General features: G+C 51.7%; 19 protein-coding genes. 11 read left to right on the top strand and 8 right to left on the bottom strand.

Annotated elements, in window-relative coordinates; translation table 11 throughout:
- Window positions 1-24: 24 nt before the first annotated feature.
- The 3 genes from OES20_13390 to OES20_13380 are packed head-to-tail and all read left to right on the top strand — an operon-like array spanning window position 25 to window position 1,810.
- Window positions 25-678, top strand: coding sequence for a MotA/TolQ/ExbB proton channel family protein (locus tag OES20_13390; protein MDH3635687.1), 654 nt, complete (start codon window positions 25-27; stop codon window positions 676-678).
- Window positions 675-1,316, top strand: coding sequence for a hypothetical protein (locus OES20_13385; protein ID MDH3635686.1), 642 nt, complete (start codon window positions 675-677; stop codon window positions 1,314-1,316). The genes OES20_13390 and OES20_13385 overlap by 4 nt, the downstream gene beginning before the upstream one ends.
- Window positions 1,313-1,810 (top strand): hypothetical protein, encoded by a 498-nt coding sequence (locus tag OES20_13380; protein MDH3635685.1) that lies wholly within the window; start codon window positions 1,313-1,315, stop codon window positions 1,808-1,810. The genes OES20_13385 and OES20_13380 overlap by 4 nt, the downstream gene beginning before the upstream one ends.
- Window positions 1,811-1,828: 18 nt before the next feature.
- On the opposite strand, the gene OES20_13375 is transcribed toward OES20_13380, so the two are convergent.
- The gene (locus tag OES20_13375) at window positions 1,829-3,247 is read right to left on the bottom strand and encodes an OmpA family protein (GenBank protein MDH3635684.1); all 1,419 of its coding nucleotides are present in this window, start codon (window positions 3,245-3,247) and stop codon (window positions 1,829-1,831) included.
- Window positions 3,248-3,441: 194 nt separating this feature from the next.
- Window positions 3,442-5,220, bottom strand: a complete 1,779-nt coding sequence (locus OES20_13370) for a DUF255 domain-containing protein (protein MDH3635683.1) — start codon at window positions 5,218-5,220, stop codon at window positions 3,442-3,444.
- A 152-nt stretch (window positions 5,221-5,372) separates the two neighbouring features.
- Here OES20_13370 and OES20_13365 point away from each other — a divergent pair, with 152 nt between their 5' ends.
- The 3 genes from OES20_13365 (at window position 5,373) to OES20_13355 (ending at window position 10,691) form a co-directional block, all read left to right on the top strand.
- On the top strand, window positions 5,373-6,413 hold the full coding sequence (locus OES20_13365) for an efflux RND transporter periplasmic adaptor subunit (protein MDH3635682.1): 1,041 nt from the start codon (window positions 5,373-5,375) through the stop codon (window positions 6,411-6,413).
- On the top strand, window positions 6,410-9,628 hold the full coding sequence (locus OES20_13360) for an efflux RND transporter permease subunit (protein MDH3635681.1): 3,219 nt from the start codon (window positions 6,410-6,412) through the stop codon (window positions 9,626-9,628). Before OES20_13365 ends, OES20_13360 begins: the two co-directional genes overlap by 4 nt.
- Before the next feature lie 136 nt (window positions 9,629-9,764).
- The gene (locus OES20_13355; protein MDH3635680.1) at window positions 9,765-10,691 is read left to right on the top strand and encodes a DMT family transporter; all 927 of its coding nucleotides are present in this window, start codon (window positions 9,765-9,767) and stop codon (window positions 10,689-10,691) included.
- Window positions 10,692-10,699: 8 nt separating this feature from the next.
- Here the strand turns inward: OES20_13355 and OES20_13350 are convergent, their stop codons facing one another.
- Window positions 10,700-11,461: a hypothetical protein gene (locus OES20_13350; GenBank protein ID MDH3635679.1), complete on the bottom strand. Its 762-nt coding sequence runs from the start codon at window positions 11,459-11,461 to the stop codon at window positions 10,700-10,702.
- A 242-nt stretch (window positions 11,462-11,703) separates the two neighbouring features.
- On the opposite strand from OES20_13350, the gene OES20_13345 reads away from it, so the two are divergent.
- Window positions 11,704-12,066 carry a cupin domain-containing protein gene (locus OES20_13345; GenBank protein MDH3635678.1) on the top strand — a complete coding sequence of 121 codons (363 nt, stop codon included), beginning with the start codon at window positions 11,704-11,706 and terminating at the stop codon, window positions 12,064-12,066.
- A 110-nt stretch (window positions 12,067-12,176) separates the two neighbouring features.
- Here OES20_13345 and OES20_13340 read toward each other — a convergent pair whose 3' ends face one another.
- The 3 genes from OES20_13340 to OES20_13330 all read right to left on the bottom strand — a co-directional run bounded on the left by OES20_13340 (window position 12,177) and on the right by OES20_13330 (window position 13,639).
- Entirely contained in the window at window positions 12,177-12,626 is a 450-nt protein-coding gene (locus tag OES20_13340) for a hypothetical protein (GenBank protein MDH3635677.1), read from the bottom strand.
- Window positions 12,627-12,943: 317 nt separating this feature from the next.
- The gene (locus tag OES20_13335; protein ID MDH3635676.1) at window positions 12,944-13,078 is read right to left on the bottom strand and encodes a hypothetical protein; all 135 of its coding nucleotides are present in this window, start codon (window positions 13,076-13,078) and stop codon (window positions 12,944-12,946) included.
- Window positions 13,079-13,390: 312 nt separating this feature from the next.
- Complete coding sequence (locus tag OES20_13330; GenBank protein MDH3635675.1) at window positions 13,391-13,639, bottom strand: hypothetical protein; 249 nt, start codon at window positions 13,637-13,639, stop codon at window positions 13,391-13,393.
- A gap of 470 nt (window positions 13,640-14,109) precedes the next feature.
- On the opposite strand from OES20_13330, the gene OES20_13325 reads away from it, so the two are divergent.
- A complete protein-coding gene (locus OES20_13325; GenBank protein ID MDH3635674.1) occupies window positions 14,110-14,472 on the top strand; it encodes a hypothetical protein in 363 nt (120 codons plus the stop codon).
- 136 nt (window positions 14,473-14,608) lie between these two features.
- On the opposite strand, the gene OES20_13320 is transcribed toward OES20_13325, so the two are convergent.
- Window positions 14,609-14,824: a hypothetical protein gene (locus OES20_13320; GenBank protein ID MDH3635673.1), complete on the bottom strand. Its 216-nt coding sequence runs from the start codon at window positions 14,822-14,824 to the stop codon at window positions 14,609-14,611.
- A gap of 209 nt (window positions 14,825-15,033) precedes the next feature.
- Window positions 15,034-15,594, bottom strand: coding sequence for an SRPBCC family protein (locus OES20_13315; GenBank protein ID MDH3635672.1), 561 nt, complete (start codon window positions 15,592-15,594; stop codon window positions 15,034-15,036).
- Window positions 15,595-15,707: 113 nt separating this feature from the next.
- Between OES20_13315 and OES20_13310 the strand changes: the two genes are divergently transcribed.
- From OES20_13310 to OES20_13300, 3 genes are all read left to right on the top strand, one after another.
- Window positions 15,708-16,367 carry a rhomboid family intramembrane serine protease gene (locus OES20_13310; protein MDH3635671.1) on the top strand — a complete coding sequence of 220 codons (660 nt, stop codon included), beginning with the start codon at window positions 15,708-15,710 and terminating at the stop codon, window positions 16,365-16,367.
- Between the two features lie 197 nt (window positions 16,368-16,564).
- Window positions 16,565-17,479, top strand: a complete 915-nt coding sequence (locus tag OES20_13305; protein MDH3635670.1) for a hypothetical protein — start codon at window positions 16,565-16,567, stop codon at window positions 17,477-17,479.
- Window positions 17,480-17,826: 347 nt separating this feature from the next.
- Window positions 17,827-18,696: an NAD(P)-binding domain-containing protein gene (locus OES20_13300; GenBank protein ID MDH3635669.1), complete on the top strand. Its 870-nt coding sequence runs from the start codon at window positions 17,827-17,829 to the stop codon at window positions 18,694-18,696.
- Window positions 18,697-18,905 lie beyond the last annotated feature (209 nt).

Raw genomic sequence — 18,905 nt, 5'->3', positions numbered from 1 at the left:
CACTAACGGGGATAGAAAATCGCAATGAAATCAATTATCGACAAGCCTTTCGGCCTGATGTTGCTATGCAGCGGTCTGCTGGGTATCGAACTGTTTGTGTTTTACCTGCTGATCGATACGGGCTTGCTGCAAACCTTGCTGGCCGAGGATTACAGTTTCATTTCACGCGCGATTCTGTTGATTTACCTGGTGGCCAGCCTGCACGTGATGCTGGTGTCGTATTTGCTGTCGATCGAGAGTAACGAGTTGAGCGCTGAAGCATCTACCGGCAGGGTCCGCAGTCACGTGCGGCGTTATTTTGCACTACTTCAGCAACCATCTAACGAAAGCGACGAGTCGGGAGAGATCTTGATCGATGTGCTCGACGGCCGTTGTCGCGGGCAATTCAGGTTTGGCTACGTGATCGCGGACCTGATGCTCAAACTGGGTTTGCTCGGCACCGTGATCGGCTTTATTTTCATGCTGGGCTCGCTGGTCGATCTGCACAGTATTGATATCAACGTGATGCAGAAACTGCTCACGCAAATGAGTGGCGGCATGAAGGTTGCGCTGTTCACCACCCTGACCGGCATGAGTTGCGGGGTATTGCTGAACATCAAGTACCAGCTTCTCGACTGGGGCGTGGATAACCTGCTTGATGATGTGCGCGAACATACCTACCAGATCAGGACGAAATGAGGGCGGCGCGGCGCCATCATCAATTGACGGATCCATTCACGGACCTGTTGTTCAATACCCTGCTTGGTTTTACCCTGTTGTTCTTTATTGCCATCATGTTCATGAATCCGATCGCCAAGCTCGGCAACATCAACTACAAGGCCGAGTACATTATTACCGTGAGTTGGCCGGAGGATCAGCCCGATGACGTGGACCTGTGGGTTCAGGATCCTTACCGCGAAACGGTGTCGTATCTGCGCAAGGAAGCCGGCTGGCTCAACCTCGATCGAGACGATCGCGGTGACCTGAATGACACGGTCATGATAAACGGTAAAAAGGTGATACATCCAATCAACCAGGAAGTGGTCACGATTCGCGGCATTATTTCAGGGGAATACATCGTCAATCTCCATTATTATCAGTCGATCAGTAACCAGCCGGTGAAAGCGGTGATCAAGATCGAAAAGGTCAACCCGGTGTTGCGGCTGGTTTATATCGACCAGATGGTTCTGGACAAGGTAGACGATGAAAAGACGGTACTGCGCTTCGAACTCGATGGTAACGGTGAAATTGTTTCCATGAACCATTTATTCAAGATACTGACCCCATACCGGCTCGATCCCGAGCAGCTTGAATCGGATTCGGGGCAATCGCTGTGACGACGTCGGTCATTGCGCTCGGCCTGGCCTACGTTTTTTTACTGAGCCTGGTGTTGCTGGCCATTTTTAAAAGTGAAATTGGCGCCGGGCTGAAACTGGTGCTGGCGTCCCTGTGCCTCGGATTCTACCTCTGGCATTACAATGCGCTGCAGGATTATCTCGGATGGCCGGCTGCAAACGGTATTCCCCCGAGTTTCGAATTGATTAGCAGTATCGTCATCGAACCGGATCTGAAAACCGATGAGGCTGGCGGTATTTATCTCTGGCTCAGGGATCTCGACAGTGATCAGCTCGTGCCACGCTCGTTTCGATTGCCCTACAACAAGCTGCTGCATCAGCGGGTTGACGATACGATACGGCGCCAGCAGCAGGGGGAACGATTCGTGGGCAAACCGCGGGCTGGAGGATCAGGTGCAAAACCTGAAATCGAATTTGAGTCCGTGCAGCGAGATATCAAGTCTCGTAAATCGACTATTGAACCGGAAGACGGTTGAAGTTCTGTATCCTGGAAACTACTTCCTGGCAGTTACCACCAGGTCAACCCGCCGGTTAATCGCACGACCTTCTTTGGTCTCGTTGGTGACAATCGGTCTGGACTCACCGTATCCGACATAGCCGATCTTGTAGCCGCCCCCGAGGGATGACAGGTAGTTTGCGACCGAAATTGCCCGCTTGGTCGAAAGGCTTTTGTTCAGTTCGGCGGATCCAACCGAGTCGGTATGGCCTTCCACGGCAACCAGTTCTGCGCCGACGAATCGGATGATGTCGTTGACCTTCGCCAGCAGTGGTTTCGACGCGACCGGAATCGTGGCAGAACCGGTTGCGAAGTTAATTTTCTTGAGCCTGAAAATCAATTTGCTGCCCTGCTGATAAACCGATGCTTCGTCATCGGGAAATTCTTTTACCGCCTGATCCATGGCTCGCTGGAACCTGACTTGCGTGGAAGATTTCTCCAGTTCCTGGTTTTGCAGCAGCAGCGCGCTCTCGGTTTCCTGTAAATTTGACCGGGTCGACTCCAATTCCAGGTTCTGTTGCTTCAGCGCGCCTTCCGTCTCCATCAAATTGGACTGGGTCGACTCCAGGTTCTGTTGCAGACTGCCAACATTTGCAGAGAGTTTTTCTAACTCCCTGTTCTGTTGAACAATTTTTAATGCGATATCTTCCGGCGTTCCCGGGGCGTTTAAAATCACGTCCATTACATCTGTCAGCAAAACGGAGCTTTCTTCCGCTATGGTTACGCTGAGCTCGTAGACCTTGGGATCGCGGGGACTCTGGGCGATGATGTTTTCAGCTTCGTTGACGTCCAGTAAAGCGGTTCTCAGCGAATCCGGTGCAAGTTTTCTTGCGTCTTGACCGGCAGCTTTCTGGTTGGCCTGTTTAATCGCATCAAGCTCCCTGAACTGGACTGCCCTGGTCTCCAGTTCGAGGTATTTCTTTTGAAATTCCGAGAATTCCTGCGGTTCGAGGGCGCGTGAAAAATTGTCTGTTTCATCGGTTAAGTCTTCATCGACATCAACCATTGCGCTTGCAATCTCTGTGCTGCCTTTCAAACCGGCGTCGAGTGCAGCCTTCCTCGCTTCAAGTATACGGGTGGCGTTAGGCGTTCTGGTCCGGGTGTTTTTTAGTGCTTGCTGCAATTGGGCTTTGCCCTCAGCCGCGTTTTTGAGGATGTAATCGGCTTGATAATTGCCCGATAGGCCCCGTTGTGCTTTCCCCAGAAAATTCGATCCTTTCGTGTATTCCTTGTAGGACAGCAACTCGGCCTGGTTAATGTCGGCCTCTTTTATAAGTCCCTCGACCTCGGCAACTGCCTGTTTCAATTCATCAGCCGATAACGGCTCTACTTCTTTTGTACTGGCACAGCCAACAAGGACAAACACGAGGCTATGGCAAAGAATCAGGTTGATTTTCTTCATTCTGTTTTGTTCCATTTAGTTTGCGGTTAGATGGTTGAGAAGCTGGTTCTGGTGTTTAGGCCATGACATTTGGCAAAATATAAAACGACGGTTATCCCGGCAGGAGGAATTTATCACAAGGCCTATTCTATTAGTAGATGTTCATTCGGGTTGTGCTATATTAACTAAATTTGATTCGCGGACCTAACCTGTTAACGAGCAGGCCTGCACTAGCTCCGACTGCTAGTGCGCAGCATGATGAAGCTGCCATAAAAGTAGGGGGAATCAAACATATCCTGGGTTGCTCGCTGCAACATGTCGGTAGCGCTGGCGCGCACCTCCGGATTCAAGCCTGGCGCCTCGAGTGCGACCTCAAGCCAGAGCGACATTGGTGAAAAGAACACCTGGTCCGGAATGATCCATTTACCGGGCGCAATCGGGATCAAGGACCGTGCCTTCTGTTGCCAGCGGCCATTCCTGAGAAAAAGCCCATGCGCACGTTCGGTCAGTTGCCTGGCCGACTGCAAGGCTTCATCATCATCGAAACGTTTACCGAAACGGTAAAAGGCATGCGCTACCTGGGCATAGTCTTCGAGTACCGCGACGGCAGCGCTGGCATTACCGGCGAATCGAATCAGCGTTCCATCGAGATAAAAATCAGTTAGCATGTATTGAAACAGACTCTCGGCACGTTCCCGGTAACGAGGATCAATATCGGCCGCTGCAGTCAGGGCTTCGAGCATCATGGCGTTCCAGCCGGCCAGGCGCTTATCGTCGGCGGGCATGCTTGCGCTACCGCGTGACTGCAGTTTTCTGAGAATTGGATTATTTTTAGCCGGTTTTCCGGGAACCTCTGGACCTGTCAATGGCGGGATCAGGAATTCGCTGGTTCGGGTATCCAGCTGCCACAGCTCGCTCAGGTATTCCATCTCAGGATCGGCGAGCACGGCGTCCAGCTGCTCCCTGGTCCAGAAGTAAGCTCCGCCTTCCTTGTTGTCGATATCAACCGCAGACAGGCTCGACATGTACCCGCCGGCCGGATGTTTCAAGTTTGCCTCGACAAAATCGAGCGTGCGCAGGGCGACATCTGCATGGCCCTGGTCTGGCCACAGCTGATGCGCACGTAAATATAGCCGTGCAAGCTGGGCATTGTCATACAGCATTTTTTCGAAATGCGGTGTCTGCCAATCGGGATCGGTGGTGTAGCGAAAGAAACCGCCGTTGACATGATCGTGAAGGTTGCGCGCCGCCATCATATGCAGGGTCAACTGCACAAAGTCGGCGACATCTCTATCGAGCGCCTTATTATTGCCGATGATCGTTAGCAGGGTATCCAATTGGGGAACGTTCGGGAACTTGCTGGTATTGCCGATACCACCCTGCAGTTCGTCCGCAAGCAGCATGGTTTGCGATACGAAGGCGTTAGTCAGTTCTGCGGACGGTATCTGCGGGGCTAAAAATGCCTGGTTCTCCGTGTCCTGCATCTGGGTTTCAAAAAATTGATGTGCGGCGCTCGATAGCTTGACATGATCCTTTTGCCAGGTGGCGTCGAGTTCCTGCAGTACGCGGGCGAAATCATTGGGGGGCAGGTAAGTAAAGCCGGTAATCGGAAATCCGTCTGGTGTCAGGAATACATTCAACGGCCAGCCGGCTGAACCACGGGTCAACTCGACAAACTCTATCAAGCGCTGATCGAGGTCCGGGTCGAGTTCACGGTCGACCTTGACCGCGATATATTTCTGGTTAAGGATTTTGGCGATTTCTTCATTCTGGTAACTTTCCTGTTGCATGACGTGGCACCAGTGGCAGGAGAAATATCCAACCGAAACAAATACCAGGCGGTTACCGCTACCCGCATCCTCAAATACATCCTCCTGCCACTGGCGCCAGTTAACGGGATCTCCGGCGTGCAGGGCTAGGTAAGGTGAGGGATGTCCTTCGAGCTGGTTACTTGCGACCGCGCCGGATGCCCCGAGACCGATAACAAGCCCGAGGATTAATTTCTGCATCAAATAGCGATAAATCCGCATAGATTGTCCGATATCAACAACAGGTTTGTACAACCCGGAATACTACCTCTTAGGTGATATTGAATCTATATTAGAAAACTCTAATATAAGTTTAAAATCAAGCTTTGTTAATGGGTAGCCGGGAGTCCTGAATGCGTATTATGCCTGCGATTATCATTTTGTGCCTGGGTTTGACTGCCGCCCCGGGATACGCTGCGGACGGGTTACAAACGATAACGTCGAAAAGGCTGCAAATGCCGCTCGAATACCTGGTCGACGGGGTTGTCGAGGCGCGTCAGCAAGCAACCTTGTCGGCCGAGGTCACCGGAAAAATCGAATCGGTAAACTTTGACGTGGACGATTTCGTGGAGCAGGGCCAGGTTGTTTTGACCATTCGCGATCGGGAATATCGCGCGCAGCGGCAAAAAGCGCGCGCGGCCCTCGATGAAGCCAGCGCAAATTTGCAAGACACGCAACTCGAGTTCAAACGCAACCAGGATTTACGCAGGCAAAAACTGATTTCGCAGTCAGTGCTCGACACGGCCAGCGCCAACCTGAAGGGCGCGCAGGCGCGTGTGGCTTCGGCCGAGGCAAACCTTGCCCAGGCCGAGGAACAGTTAGGTTATACCGTGGTGCGTGCGCCCTACAGCGGGGTCGTGGTTGAGCGTCATGTTGAACCGGGAGAGAGCGTCGGTCCCGGTCAGCCAATTATGACCGGCTATGCGCTGGGTCAGTTGCGTGTCAGCGCCAACGTGCCGCAGTCGATTATTGCCGGTTTGCGCGAGTATGGGGTGGCGCGCGTACTTCTGCTCGAAGACGGCAGCGCGGTGGAAGTCACCCGGATTACCATTCACCCGTTCGCTAATCCGCAGAACCACAGCTTTCCGATACGCCTGGACCTGGCCGAGACCGACCAGGCACTGTTTCCCGGTATGCTGGTAAAGGTCTCCCTGAAAACCGGCACCACGGAGCGCCTGCTGTTGCCACAACAGGCTGTCGTATCGCGCGCCGAAGTCAACGCGGTCTACGTGCTGGATAAGACGGGTCAGCTTTCATTTCGCCAGGTGCGACCCGGTAATCGTATCGGTGACCAGGTCGAAATTCTGGCCGGGCTTGATGAAGGTGAAACAATTGCACTCGATCCGGTGCGCGCTGGTATCGAGCACAAACGCCAGCTGGATGCTGCCGAATGAGCCAGTCTCTCGGTCCGTCCGGCTGGGTGGCGAAAACTTTCCTGCAATCTGAAATCACGCCGCTGTTAGCGCTGATCGGATTGTTAATGGGCGTATTCGCGGTGATGGTAACGCCGCGCGAGGAAGAACCCCAGATCAATGTTACCTTCGCCAACGTTTTTATACCGTTTCCCGGTGCGACGGCTTACGAAGTGGAGCAAGTGGTCAGCACGCCCGCCGAACAGGTGCTCTCGGAAATTGCCGGTGTCGAGCACGTATACTCGGTATCAAAACCCGGAATTGCAATCCTGACGGTTCAGTTCGAGGTCGGTGAAGCGCGCGCGCAGGCAATTGTCCGGCTTTATAACAAGGTGTTTTCCAATGCCGACTGGCTACCGGCCAACATGGGTGTCGGCCAGCCGATCATCAAGCCCCGGGGTATCGACGACGTTCCTATCGTCGCCCTGACTTTGTGGAGCCAGGATCCACAGCGCGGCGGTATCGATTTACTGCAGGTCAGCCATTCGCTCGAGGCGGAACTTAAGCGAGTACCCGGTACACGCGATATCTACTCGATTGGTGGTACTCACCAGGCAGTCAGAATACTGCTCGATCCGGTGCGTCTGGCGGGATTTAATATTGACCTCGAGCAGGTCAAGGCCGGTATCGTTGCCGCCAACCAGTCGCGCGATGCGGGTAACCTGGTGCGTGACAATCGTGAAATCAAGCTGCAATCCGGTACCTTTTTAAGTGATCCCTCTGAAATCCAGGATTTGATTATCGGGTTGTCGAACGGGGTTCCGATAGCGCTTGGTGATATCGCAACCATCGAAATTACACCATCGCAGTCTGACCAGTACGTCTGGTTCGGGACCGGGCCGGCAGCGGCTGACAAGGGTATTAGCGTGAGCGGCAGGTTCCCCGCGGTAACACTGGCCGTTGCCAAGAAACCCGGCAGTAACGCCATCGAGGTGGCCGACGAGGTCATAGGTCGAATCGATCAATTACGCGGCATCGTGATTCCCGAAAGCGTTGAAGTTACGGTAACTCGCAACTATGGCGCTACCGCCAACGAAAAAGCATTGACCCTGATTCAAAAACTGGTGTTCGCAACCGCGGTCGTGGTTCTGCTTGTCGTGGTTACGCTTGGCCTGCGCGAGGCCTTTATCGTCGGAGTGGCTATTGCGGTTACCCTCGCGATGACCCTGTTTGCGTCCTGGGCCTGGGGCTTTACGTTGAATCGTGTTTCGCTGTTTGCGCTGATATTCTCGATCGGTATTCTCGTCGATGATGCCATTGTCGTGGTCGAGAATATCCATCGACATATGCAATCCGGTAACCGCAATCTGGCCGAGGCCATTCCGCTCGCCGTTGATGAAGTCGGTGGGCCGACGATACTGGCGACTTTTGCCGTGGTCGCGGCACTACTGCCGATGGCATTCGTGACCGGGTTAATGGGACCCTACATGAGCCCGATCCCAATTAATGCCAGCATCGGGATGCTGATCTCGCTTGCCGTTGCCTTCATCGTAACCCCGTGGCTCAGCTTGAAACTCCTGGCTCGGAAGGCCCACTCGGCCCCGGAAGATGCGGCGCGAGACCAGTCGCTGTACCCGTTATTCAAGCGACTGTTTGACCCGTTACTGGACGATGCCCGGGGACGACGCAATCGCTGGTTGCTGTTACTCGTGATTATCTTACTGATCCTGGGTTCGCTGAGTCTTGCCGGATTCAAACTGGTAGTTCTGAAGATGCTGCCGTTCGATAACAAGTCGGAAGTCCAGGTAATTGTGGACATGCCCGAGGGTAGCAGCCTCGAGCAGAATGCCAGGGTGATCGCCGAACTCGGCGCTAAGATCGCGACCGTGCCGGAGGTAACTGATTACCAGGGCTACGTGGGTACCGCGGCGCCGATAAATTTCAACGGCCTGGTGCGCCAGTATTACCTGCGTGCCGCATCAAACCTGTCCGATATCCAGGTAAACCTGCAGCACAAGTCGAAGCGTGATCGCAAAAGCCACGATATCGCCCTGTCGATGCGCGAACCGCTGCAAATTATTGGTAATGCCTATGGCGCGAACGTCAAAATTGTCGAGGTTCCACCCGGTCCGCCGGTGCAGGCGCCGATAGTGGCGGAGATTTATGGCATCGATTACCCGGGTCAGATACAGGTTGCCAGGGATATCCGTAAAGTCATGGAGCAGACTCCCGGCATTGTCGATCTCGATGATAGCAGCGAAACTGAATCCGGGCGCTGGGTACTGGCGATCGACCGCGCCAAGGCGACGCGCCTCGGTTTGAACCAGGCCAGCATCGCGAATGCGGTTGCGACACTGGTCGACGGCGAGGACGTGGGCTACCTGCACCGGGATAACATGAAATACCCGGTTCCGTTGCGGCTCGAGCTGGCCGAGGGAGACAAGGCGGATATCACCAGCGTGCTGTCACTCAAACTGCGTTCGCACAACCAGGAACTGGTTCCGCTTTCCGAAGTGGTGACCCTGCTGGAGACCCGCAACGAAAACAGTATTTATCATAAAGATCTGTTACCGGTTGTTTTTGTCACCGCGAATATGGCCGGCGAACATGACAGCCCGCTTTACGGTATGTTCGATGTTCTGAACCAGTTGAAGCGGGAAATCGTTTCGCCGCTGCTGGACGCGCCGATTCGACAATACATGGTCGGTCAACCCGATAATCCGTATCAATATAGCCTCAAATGGGATGGCGAATGGCAGGTTACCTATGAAACGTTTCGCGACATGGGGATTGCTTACTCGGTCGGGTTGCTGATGATTTACCTGCTCGTGGTCGCGCAGTTCAAGTCCTACTCGGTACCGCTTGTTATCATGGCGCCGATTCCGCTCACCGTGATCGGGGTGCTGCCCGGCAACGCGCTACTTGGTGCGCAATTTACCGCGACTTCGATGATCGGCATGATAGCGCTGGCGGGTATTATCGTGCGTAACTCCATTCTGCTGGTGGATTTTATCAACGAACAATCGGCGAGCGGAATGGCTTTCAAGGAAGCCGTTATCCAGGCTGCCGTGGTGCGGGCGCGGCCGATAGTGCTGACCGCGTTAGCGGCGATTCTGGGGGCTTTCTTTATTCTTGATGATCCGATCTTCAGCGGATTGGCGATTGCTCTGATCTTCGGTATCCTGATTTCAACCTTGCTGACCCTGGTGGTCATTCCAATGCTTTACTACACGTTGAAGCATAAAGAGCACAACTAGGCAAAGTTATATAACCATCGAATTGGCGCCGTGTGTTGGTGTCAAATAAAAGCACGCGGGTCATAAATTCATGGTATAGGTGCTTTCGAATTTTCCTGGATATCAACTCTAATCCCGTTGAGTGCGTAGGATATTGGTGACCGCAGTAATCGATAGTGCCGACAGACCCGCGCTGGGTATCGTAATGATGCTCGCGGGCATCGCCGCTTTTGCGGTGATGGACGCGACCATCAAGTGGTTGACTGCCGATTACCCGGTGGCGCAGGTGGTCGCGTTACGGAGCTGGTTTGGCTTGCCGCTACTGTGCCTGTTCGCGCTGCGCGGCGGCGGTTTGATCACACTTGCAACGCGGCGCCCGCTGGCCCACGTCGGTCGCTACCTGCTGGTTCTCGGACTGAGTTTCAGCTTTTTCTGGGCGCTTTCGCAGATGAAACTAGTGGATGCAATAGCGATCACCTTCGCTGCACCGATATTCATTACCGCGCTTTCGGTTCCGTTGTTGAAAGAATCGGTAGGCTGGCATCGCTGGTTCGCGATCGGTATCGGATTTTGCGGTGTGCTGGTCATGTTGCGTCCCGGTATCGGCGTCTTTCAATGGGCCGGCCTCGTCGTTATCGGCAGTGTCGTGTTTTATGCCCTGCTCATGATTACTACGCGTGCCTACAAGGCCACCGAGCACACGGCGGCATTGATGCTATATCCGCAGCTGGGTATGTCATTGACCGGGATTATCTTTGTGCCGTTTTTCTGGGTAACGCCCACTCCAGGTGACCTCGGTCTGTTCGCACTCGCAGGAATGTTTGGCAGTGTCGGCATCATGTGTCTGACCCACGCGTTTCGACTGGGACCGGCAGCGGTCATCTCGCCGTTTGAATATTCCGCGTTGATCTGGGCAGCCTTGATTGGTTACCTGGTCTGGGGAGAATTACCGGGTGTCTATACGCTGGCCGGCGCCGTCATCGTGATATCGAGCGGGCTCTATATTATTTATCGTGAGACGATTAAGGTCGGTCGTGCGCGACCGAAATTACCGAGCATGAGTCCCGATGACACTGGCCAATGAGCTGGCGGTCAATTGTCGGCGGCCACCGCAATGATGAAGAGAACTGCGTAGTCCTGTTTGTTGCAGCCCTTTACGGGAGGCATCGGGGCGCCCGGGGTAACGCGAAAAGCATGTTGCGGTGCATTGGCCGGTGAGCATGAATTGTCAGCCCCCGCCGGTGTGTAGCGCGCGGAGCGGCACGGCAAATGCGTGACATCATAGAGTTTCGCCCCGTTGCCGAGTTCCCAGCGCTTGACGCCGGCTTCGTCCGCGGGATGAACAGTGAGCACACTCATGGCCTCACGATCACCCGTGACAATATACTTGCCGGCAGGTAGCGGGAAAGTCGGCTTCTCCATGATCAGGCCGTTTTCTTCCAGCCACCAGTCGGTGCGGTCGAATTTCCACTGTGCCGGGGCGACGCCACCCGCGGCTTCCAAATTTTGAAAATTGTTCAGCCGAACACCTCGCGGGCCCGGGTCGACACGCCACAGACCCCAGGATTCCGCACCGCTACCAGAGGACGCGTCCGGATCACCCAGTGCGGCGATGAATTGCGTGGTTATGCGCTTGAAAGTCGTCTGACCATCGCCATTGGCCTTTGCCGGCTGCCACATGGCCGCCAGGATAATGATTATACTCAGCGCGAGGAGGGCATTAGTGACCAGATCCGGTCTGCTGCGAGCGGGTGCTGCCAACCTGGCTTCGGGAGCAACGATTTTTTCACCGACTGTAGCGTGTTCTGAGGTCATATTCGAGGTTGAAGTCAGTGCCCTTGATACTAATGCCATTCATTGTATCACTTTACGCCGAAATCGACGGATTGGATCACGCGGGCAATCAATTAAAACGACTCGGCGTTGTCTGGTCGTTGTCAGACTGGCAATATTTTCCAGTAAGGCGAACACGTATTGTGCCTAATCAAATCAACAGTCCAAAAACAGGCAGAAAGGGTACCTGGGCTTTAATCTAATAGCTCTGATAAACGCCTGTTTGTTATCATGCCCGGTAAATTAAGACAGGAATAACTATTATGAAAGAAACCTTTTCACGATTTGAAATCAACCCGGCCGCCGGAATGCAGCCTTCAAGTTTTACCTCGGCAGATGCGTTTACCACAGACGACAAGACGGAAGTAAACCACTTTTATTATGCCACCGATGACGAAAGTATATTAACCGGTGTGTGGGAGTGTGCTCCCTGTAAAGAAGTGTTCGATCCATACCCGGTGCACGAAATGATGACGGTACTATCGGGCTCGGTCACCCTGACCGGTACCGACGATGGCAGATCTGAAACCTTTACTGCCGGCGATACCTTTTTTGTCGCCAAAGGAACGCGTTGTACCTGGGAGATCACCGAAACCCTGCGCAAGTATTATTTTATTGCGGCCTGAGATACTCAGATTAGTCTCTATAAGAGCAGGACAACGGCGCTAAAAGACGGTGTGGGTTGTCAGGTCAGTCCGTTTTCGATTGTTTGTAATTAGCCCGAGAAGCCACTCTCTTATGGGGATGCTGGCTTCCAGGGCTTTTCAAGATCACGCTTGACAATTGCGCCGACGACTACGAGGGCCACCAACCCTCCCACGGCATAAGATGTTGAACTTTTAGTGTTCGAACCAGCTTCCGCATCGAGTCTCATAATAGGCACCGCATGCTCCGAAATTATGCTCTCACCGATATCGAGCGTGGTAGACGGTCTCAAATAATTCAAGACCTGGCTGCCATTACTATCTTCCGTAAATGCTATTCCATCCTTGATCCCGTCTTCCTGTCTGATCAGGAGGTAGTGATACCGAATGCGATCTGAAAATAAATTTCCGGATCTTAAATCGAGTGGTGTGGTCAATTGAAATCCGATATAAGCATCATCGGCTTCGCCCAAAAAATCGGCGCTGGCCATTGAAATGCTTAATCCGAATACTACTAGTAGCCCTTTTACAACAGTTTTCATTTTCGAATCCCCTATCTGAATTGTTGTTTGATGAGATACGGGCAGCTTAGCGATTAAGTTTCGATTAGCAACTTAATTGCTAATAGTGCTGTTATATAAGACCAAAGGGTCAGATTACCGATACTATTAGCGGAAAATGGACTGTTAATTGATACCGATCAAATCGAAGACTGCTTACTCGGAATTGACGTTGTTGTTACGGATTAATGACTGCGCGTCTAAGTTTGGAATAGTGGGTGAAAGCTACAAATACGCACCCGGTAGCCGATACAAACGGCTACCGGGTGCGGTTTTGCTTGGTTAAGCCAGGATTTGGCTCAGGTATCTTTCCACTTGTCGTAATGACTGCAGCCAGAGCCGTGATCACCATCTTGCGAAGCGCCGCTACCGGCAGTTGCGGTGCCAACCGTGAAGAACAGAGCCAGGGCAAAGCTGACGAGGAGTGCTTTCATGGTTCCTCCTGTTAAACGCTGAGAGCAGGGACAGAATAACCCAGGGGCGGATTCAGCGCAAACCCGCCAGGCCCTGCTATAGCCGCTCATATATCGGTTTTGTCACCTGACACCTTCTGGCGCTACGCGCCCATTCTAGGTGTCCACCAATACAGAGCAAGACCATTCGACCATTAGCAGCAGCTGATTTTTGCGGTAAATTCGGATTCCCTTTTAAATGGCTAAAGAAGGGACCGGTAAAGAACTGATAAAAAAAACCGGGTAACCCGTTAAGGATATACCCGGCATCAATATTTATTATCGCTTGTCAGTTTACGCTTCGAAATTACCCCCAGCTTCGTCGCACTCGGCTTTGCTCATTTCAAGAAATCCTTGCCCCTTGCATGCATTAAGACCCTTACAGCTGCTATTGGCAGTTTTGCAAGAACTTTGACCCTTGCATGAATTGGAGCCCATACACTTGCCGCTGTGGCTACTTGCGCTAACTGCCATTGGAGCCGTTGCCAGCATTGCAGCGGCAGCAATTGCGAGCGCTGCTCCAGTTGTTTTTCTTGCGGTAATCATAGTTTGTCTCTCCTCATTATAACGGTGTGAATGTAAGTTATTTTCCAGTTAATGCTAAAACGCATACCTGGAAGTTATTCTGACAGGCTTTATTGACGCTTAGTTCATTTTTAAATTTGCCGAACACCATTTGCTGGTCGATTTCGGAAGCCAATCAATAAAGGACGAAGGTTTGTTTTAACCCGAAGCGGACGCTGAAAAGTGCTTAGCGAGCTTCGTGCCTCGACCATAAGCCGCCATTGAATTATCCAGATTTAAAAGCAGAGATACGCGGTAGTCCAATACACAAGTTTCATATGAAATTGATCTATACTTTTTGGTTAGTAGGTCCATCTATTGATACAACTTTCCTGATAACGAGATATAAGGTCGATGATGGCCAATAGACATTAGGAACAAAACGCCACCAGTTAGCATCGTTTATAAGGTGGCAGATCTTCTGAATAAACCCGAATAAAGAATCGACCATGAAGAATATAATATTATTTGTTTTATTAACTATTGGCTTTTTTTATGCATTTGGCTGGCAACAAAAGAATAATGAAATAGTCGATGTCGCTTCAAGACCAGATTATGAGTTGACTATGTATTCACTCACTACCTGTGGCTTTTGCAAACAAAAAGTAAAAGAACTAGAAAATCAAAAAATTGAATTTAAAGAGTACTTTATAGATAAAGACAACAACATAATGAAGGAGGTAACTGCCAAGCTGGAAAAGGCCGGTTACGCACCACAAAGATACGGAACACCAATTTTTGAGGCCAATGGGGTAATGCTACCTAACAATCCCAAAATGAGTTTAATTAAATCTAAACTGGGATTTAATTAGTGAAATATTTTATTACATGACGACTTTGGTTCGTTAACCGCCATTTAATTTCTTATTCTTAGCGTCTGCTTTCTCGGGAGCAGACCCTCGTATAATCCAAGTAGGAGGCAATCTTCGGCCAGAAATGGATCCTAGGCTAGGAAATAATTGTTCTTTCTAGTTTTGCAATCAAAAAGGGCTTACAGGCAGAACTGACTATTTCAGCTTCATCTTTGAAGATCAGTTCCTGCATCGCGACTAGTTCTTCATCTGTCAAACTGTCGAGTAGCAGACTCCCACCACCTAGCACTTTTTTTCGCAGTCTCTCAAGAACAACTTTCGGATTTTCGTCTTTGTGCGCGGTATCAGACATGCGCCAACTATATCATTATTGAATAACCATCATGAAATTGGATAGTCTTGCTGTGGTATCGATAGCCCCATAGGAGACGCTCGCAGGAATTAGCTGGGCTTTTCAGAACGGCCAGGAGCAGACGTTCGAGATTCAGATAAAAAAGAAATCATAATTGCTTCTTGCCATTCTGGTGCAAGCCGGAATCCATTGTCGAGCCCCCTGCAAACTCAGCCAGCGGCCAGGCGCTCCCGCATGCGCGTAACCGTTTTCTCGAGTTCCTGCGCCGCGCGATTTCGCACCAGTGTCGTCGGAATCAGAAAGCCGACATCGATGTAGGACTCGTAGACAATTTCATGCAAGCCCTCGCGGGGGCCCGACAAGATCATCCAGCTGCCGGAAATCAGGCGAAAATCCCCGCCAGTGCGACGCCAGGTTATCAATTCGTATGGCCGCACGTAATCCCTTTGCAGCGTATAATCGAAGGTGAGTATCCAGGCCTTGATCGTATAGCGTACCTGCGCACCGCGTTCGTCCTCGTCGATGATCTCGATACGCCGTATTCCTTTGAAAGTTTCCTTGAAGCGGTCGTAATCGGTCAACAGCGCCCAGATGGCCTTGCGAGACGCGTGTAAGTGGAAGGTTGCACGAAGTCCATGGATACCCTGATCGTTGGTCACGTCCTCGATGACGATCGATTCTTTCGTGGCCGCACCATCGCCGGGCGCGAGCACTACAGATATGAAAAGCAGAATAAGCGAAAATCCCGTGCGCTTAAATTTTTCGTTCACATAATACCTCTAGCGGTAATCGGGGGACAGTATACCTATTTGCTCTCTTGCTCGAGGCCGAAATAAGTATACTGTAACCGCACGCTAGATAACCCTCAGCGCACTGCAAATTTATGGATATTCAAAATCGACCCGACACCACTGCCGATTCACGGAGACTATATATTGCTTTTGCAATCGCAGTGTCGTTCGCGCTACTGCTATGGGTGTTGAAACTTGCAGAGTATCTTGGCGGGCTTGATTTTGTTCAGTTCGGTATATATCCACGACGGGCTGACGGTCTCGCCGGGGTTCTCTTAGCCCCCTTTATCCATGGCTCCTTTACTCACTTGTTCGCCAACACCGCACCGATAGTTGTAATGGGTACGATGCTTCTCTACGGTTACCCGCGAGCAGCTAAGGTGCTACTGCCGTCTGTTTATCTTGGCGGCGGCGTCGCGGTGTGGTTATTTGCCAGGGAGGCTTATCACATCGGAGCTAGCGGGCTCGCTTTCGGTATGTTGTTCTTTGTCTTTACCGTCGGCGTACTTCGTTGGGAGCGGCGCACAATCGCATTTTCACTGGTCGTATTTTTTCTTTACGGCGGCATGATCTCGGGTGTTTTACCCGGGGCGCAGGACATTTCCTTCGAGTCGCATTTAAGCGGTGCGCTAATCGGTATAGTACTGGCCTTCCTGCTACGACATCGTGATCCTGAGTCGCCACGTAAGCAGTACAGCTGGGAGCGTGAGAAGATGGATGCCGACGACTACGACTGGCCAGACCAGCCGTAGTAGTGTAGCCCAATATGTAAGTTGGCTTAGAATCTGAATTTACATAATCTCTAGATACAAAGCGGACCCCCAAAAAACAGAGGCCGATCCATTCGGCCAGTAACAGACGCTCGTAGTCCTTAAATTAGGTTAACTGGCACCATAATTTTCAGAACCCAAGGTGTCGTTTCAGGTCAAAAACCCTGATTGAAATTAAAATGAAGCCGATGACTCGATACCTGACCACGATTGCTGCTACCTGTCTGATTTTTTCGTCCGTAATGGCAGATGACTGGGAACGTCTGGCACCCATGCCGACCGCGAGATCGGAAATGTCGGCGGCAGTCTGGGGTAATGTTATTTATGTCCCGGGTGGGCTTGGCGGAAGCCGTAGTTTCGAAGCCTACGACACTTTAAAGGGGCAGTGGATCGAACTACCGCAGATGCCAGAAGGGCGGCATCATATTGCGATTGCGGCCTACAAGGCAAAACTTTACGTATTCGGCGGGGCGGATGGCAGCTGGCGGGCCAGCGACAGCAGCTTCGTGTTCGATATCCAAACTGGTCAGTGGAGTCGTGTCGCGCCCATGCCCGCAGTCCGTTATGCCGCGGGCGCAGCGGTGATTGGGTCACAAATCTACGTCGTGGGCGGAGATGGTCCCGGGGGCCATACCCTGCGTTACGATCCCGCCAGTAATCGCTGGAAGGAACTGGCAGCACCTCGGATTCGACGCGAACACACGACCGTTGTAGAAAATAACGGCCAATTGGTGCTGATTGGTGGACGCTGGCCCGGGGTCGGCGAGCTTGCCAACGTCGAAATCTATGATCCCGCAACCGATAACTGGCGCGAGGCGCCGGAATTAGCCGTAGCACGAGGCGGGTTCACCGCGGTGAATCACCATAACCGGATATATGCCTTTGGGGGTGAGGTCATGATCACGGGTAGCGAAACCCTGGCCAGTGTCGAGCAGTTAACGGCCAAAGGCTGGAAGCCAGCGACACCGATGCCACGTGCTTTACATGGCGTGCCGGTTGTCAGCCTGAACGATTATATCTACGTGCTCGGCGGTTCGCAGCGTGCAGGAGCAATCGTCAATGATGGCCAGACTTTCAGATCGAACCGCTATTGAGTTGAATCAAAATTAATTGGTGGGTGATAAATGATTATCAAATTCATTCGACACCAAACCCTGAAATCTATTGATCATGAGTGCCCGAGTCGGGTCGAATTCGGCCGCTGAAATAATTGATTTGAGCGTCTATTTTCTCCAAAGGAGACGCTCGTAAAGTCCAGGTGGGAGGCAATCTTCGGCCAGGAGCGGACGCCGAGCAACAACAAAAAACTATCATCAATTCGCTTAACTAGTCACGCTTCCATGATTTCTTGGTCAGACACATTTGGAGATTTCAAATATTAATGTGTCCTTATCTCGGTTTAATGGATATCTTACTTGGAACCTAGTCCAGGAAGTGCGATATGAGTAACGTATCAGTAATAGGTCTCGGTGCCATGGGTAGTGCCATAGCAAAAGCCGAGTTGCAGGCCGGACACACAGTTACGGCCTGGAATCGATCACCGAGTAAAATCAATCCACTGATTGATTTAGGTGCATCGGGTAGCGCGACATTTTCAGATGCAATTAAAGCCAGCAATCACGTCATAATCTGCGTAGATTGCTATGATACTTCAGATCAATTGTTAAATGATGATACCGTCACCCATCATCTCGATGGTAAAACCTTTATTCAATTTAGTACGGGGACACCCAGTGAGGCGAGATCAAGCGAAGCCTTGTTATCGAAACATGGAGCGGCTTATCTGGATGGAACTTTACTGTGCTATCCCAGTGAATTGGGTGATCCTGAAAGCCTCGTTCTAGTCGGGGGAGTTCAGTCAGCTTATGATGATGCCAAGAAGTATTTGGACCCTTTAGGCGGTGATTTACGATATCTCGGAGAGAATATCGCTGCCGCCGCCGCAGTTGATTTAGGCGCTCTTTCTACAAGCGTTGCTTTATACCTGGGTGTGGCACATGGCGCTCAAATTTGTAAGGCTGAGGGCGTGGAAGTCAAGCACCTAGCCTCCGTTTTATCACATGGACCCCGATGCAAAGAAATGGCCGAGATCATTCACACTGGTTCATATGAGCTTGGTAGTTTATATGATGGTGCATCGCTCAGCGTATGGAATGATGTTGTAAAAAGAATTCTTTCTCACGCTGAAGAAACCAAGACAAATTCCGAACTCCCCGCTTTCCTTTCTCAAATTTATCAGAGAGGCGTTGATGCCGGTTTTGGGGCTGAAGATCGAGCTGCATTAGTAAAAGTATTAACCGATCCGGATTAACCCGGGCTGTTGATCTGGGGGATTAACGAGCCGGATTTCTCCAAAGGAGACGCTCAAATTATTGTGGTAAGCGGCAATCTTCGGCCGAGGCTGTGTAAAAACTCCCCTGAGCCTCGCGCCAGGTTGCTCTTTAGTGGAACACTCTGTTGATCTCGAACAGGATGAAGTAACGCACGCCGATTTATTCAGGGCGAGCGAACTGGTTAGAT

Source organism: Gammaproteobacteria bacterium, assembly GCA_029862005.1.
Classification (GTDB): Bacteria; Pseudomonadota; Gammaproteobacteria.
This window is presented reverse-complemented; position numbering and strand designations above follow the sequence as displayed.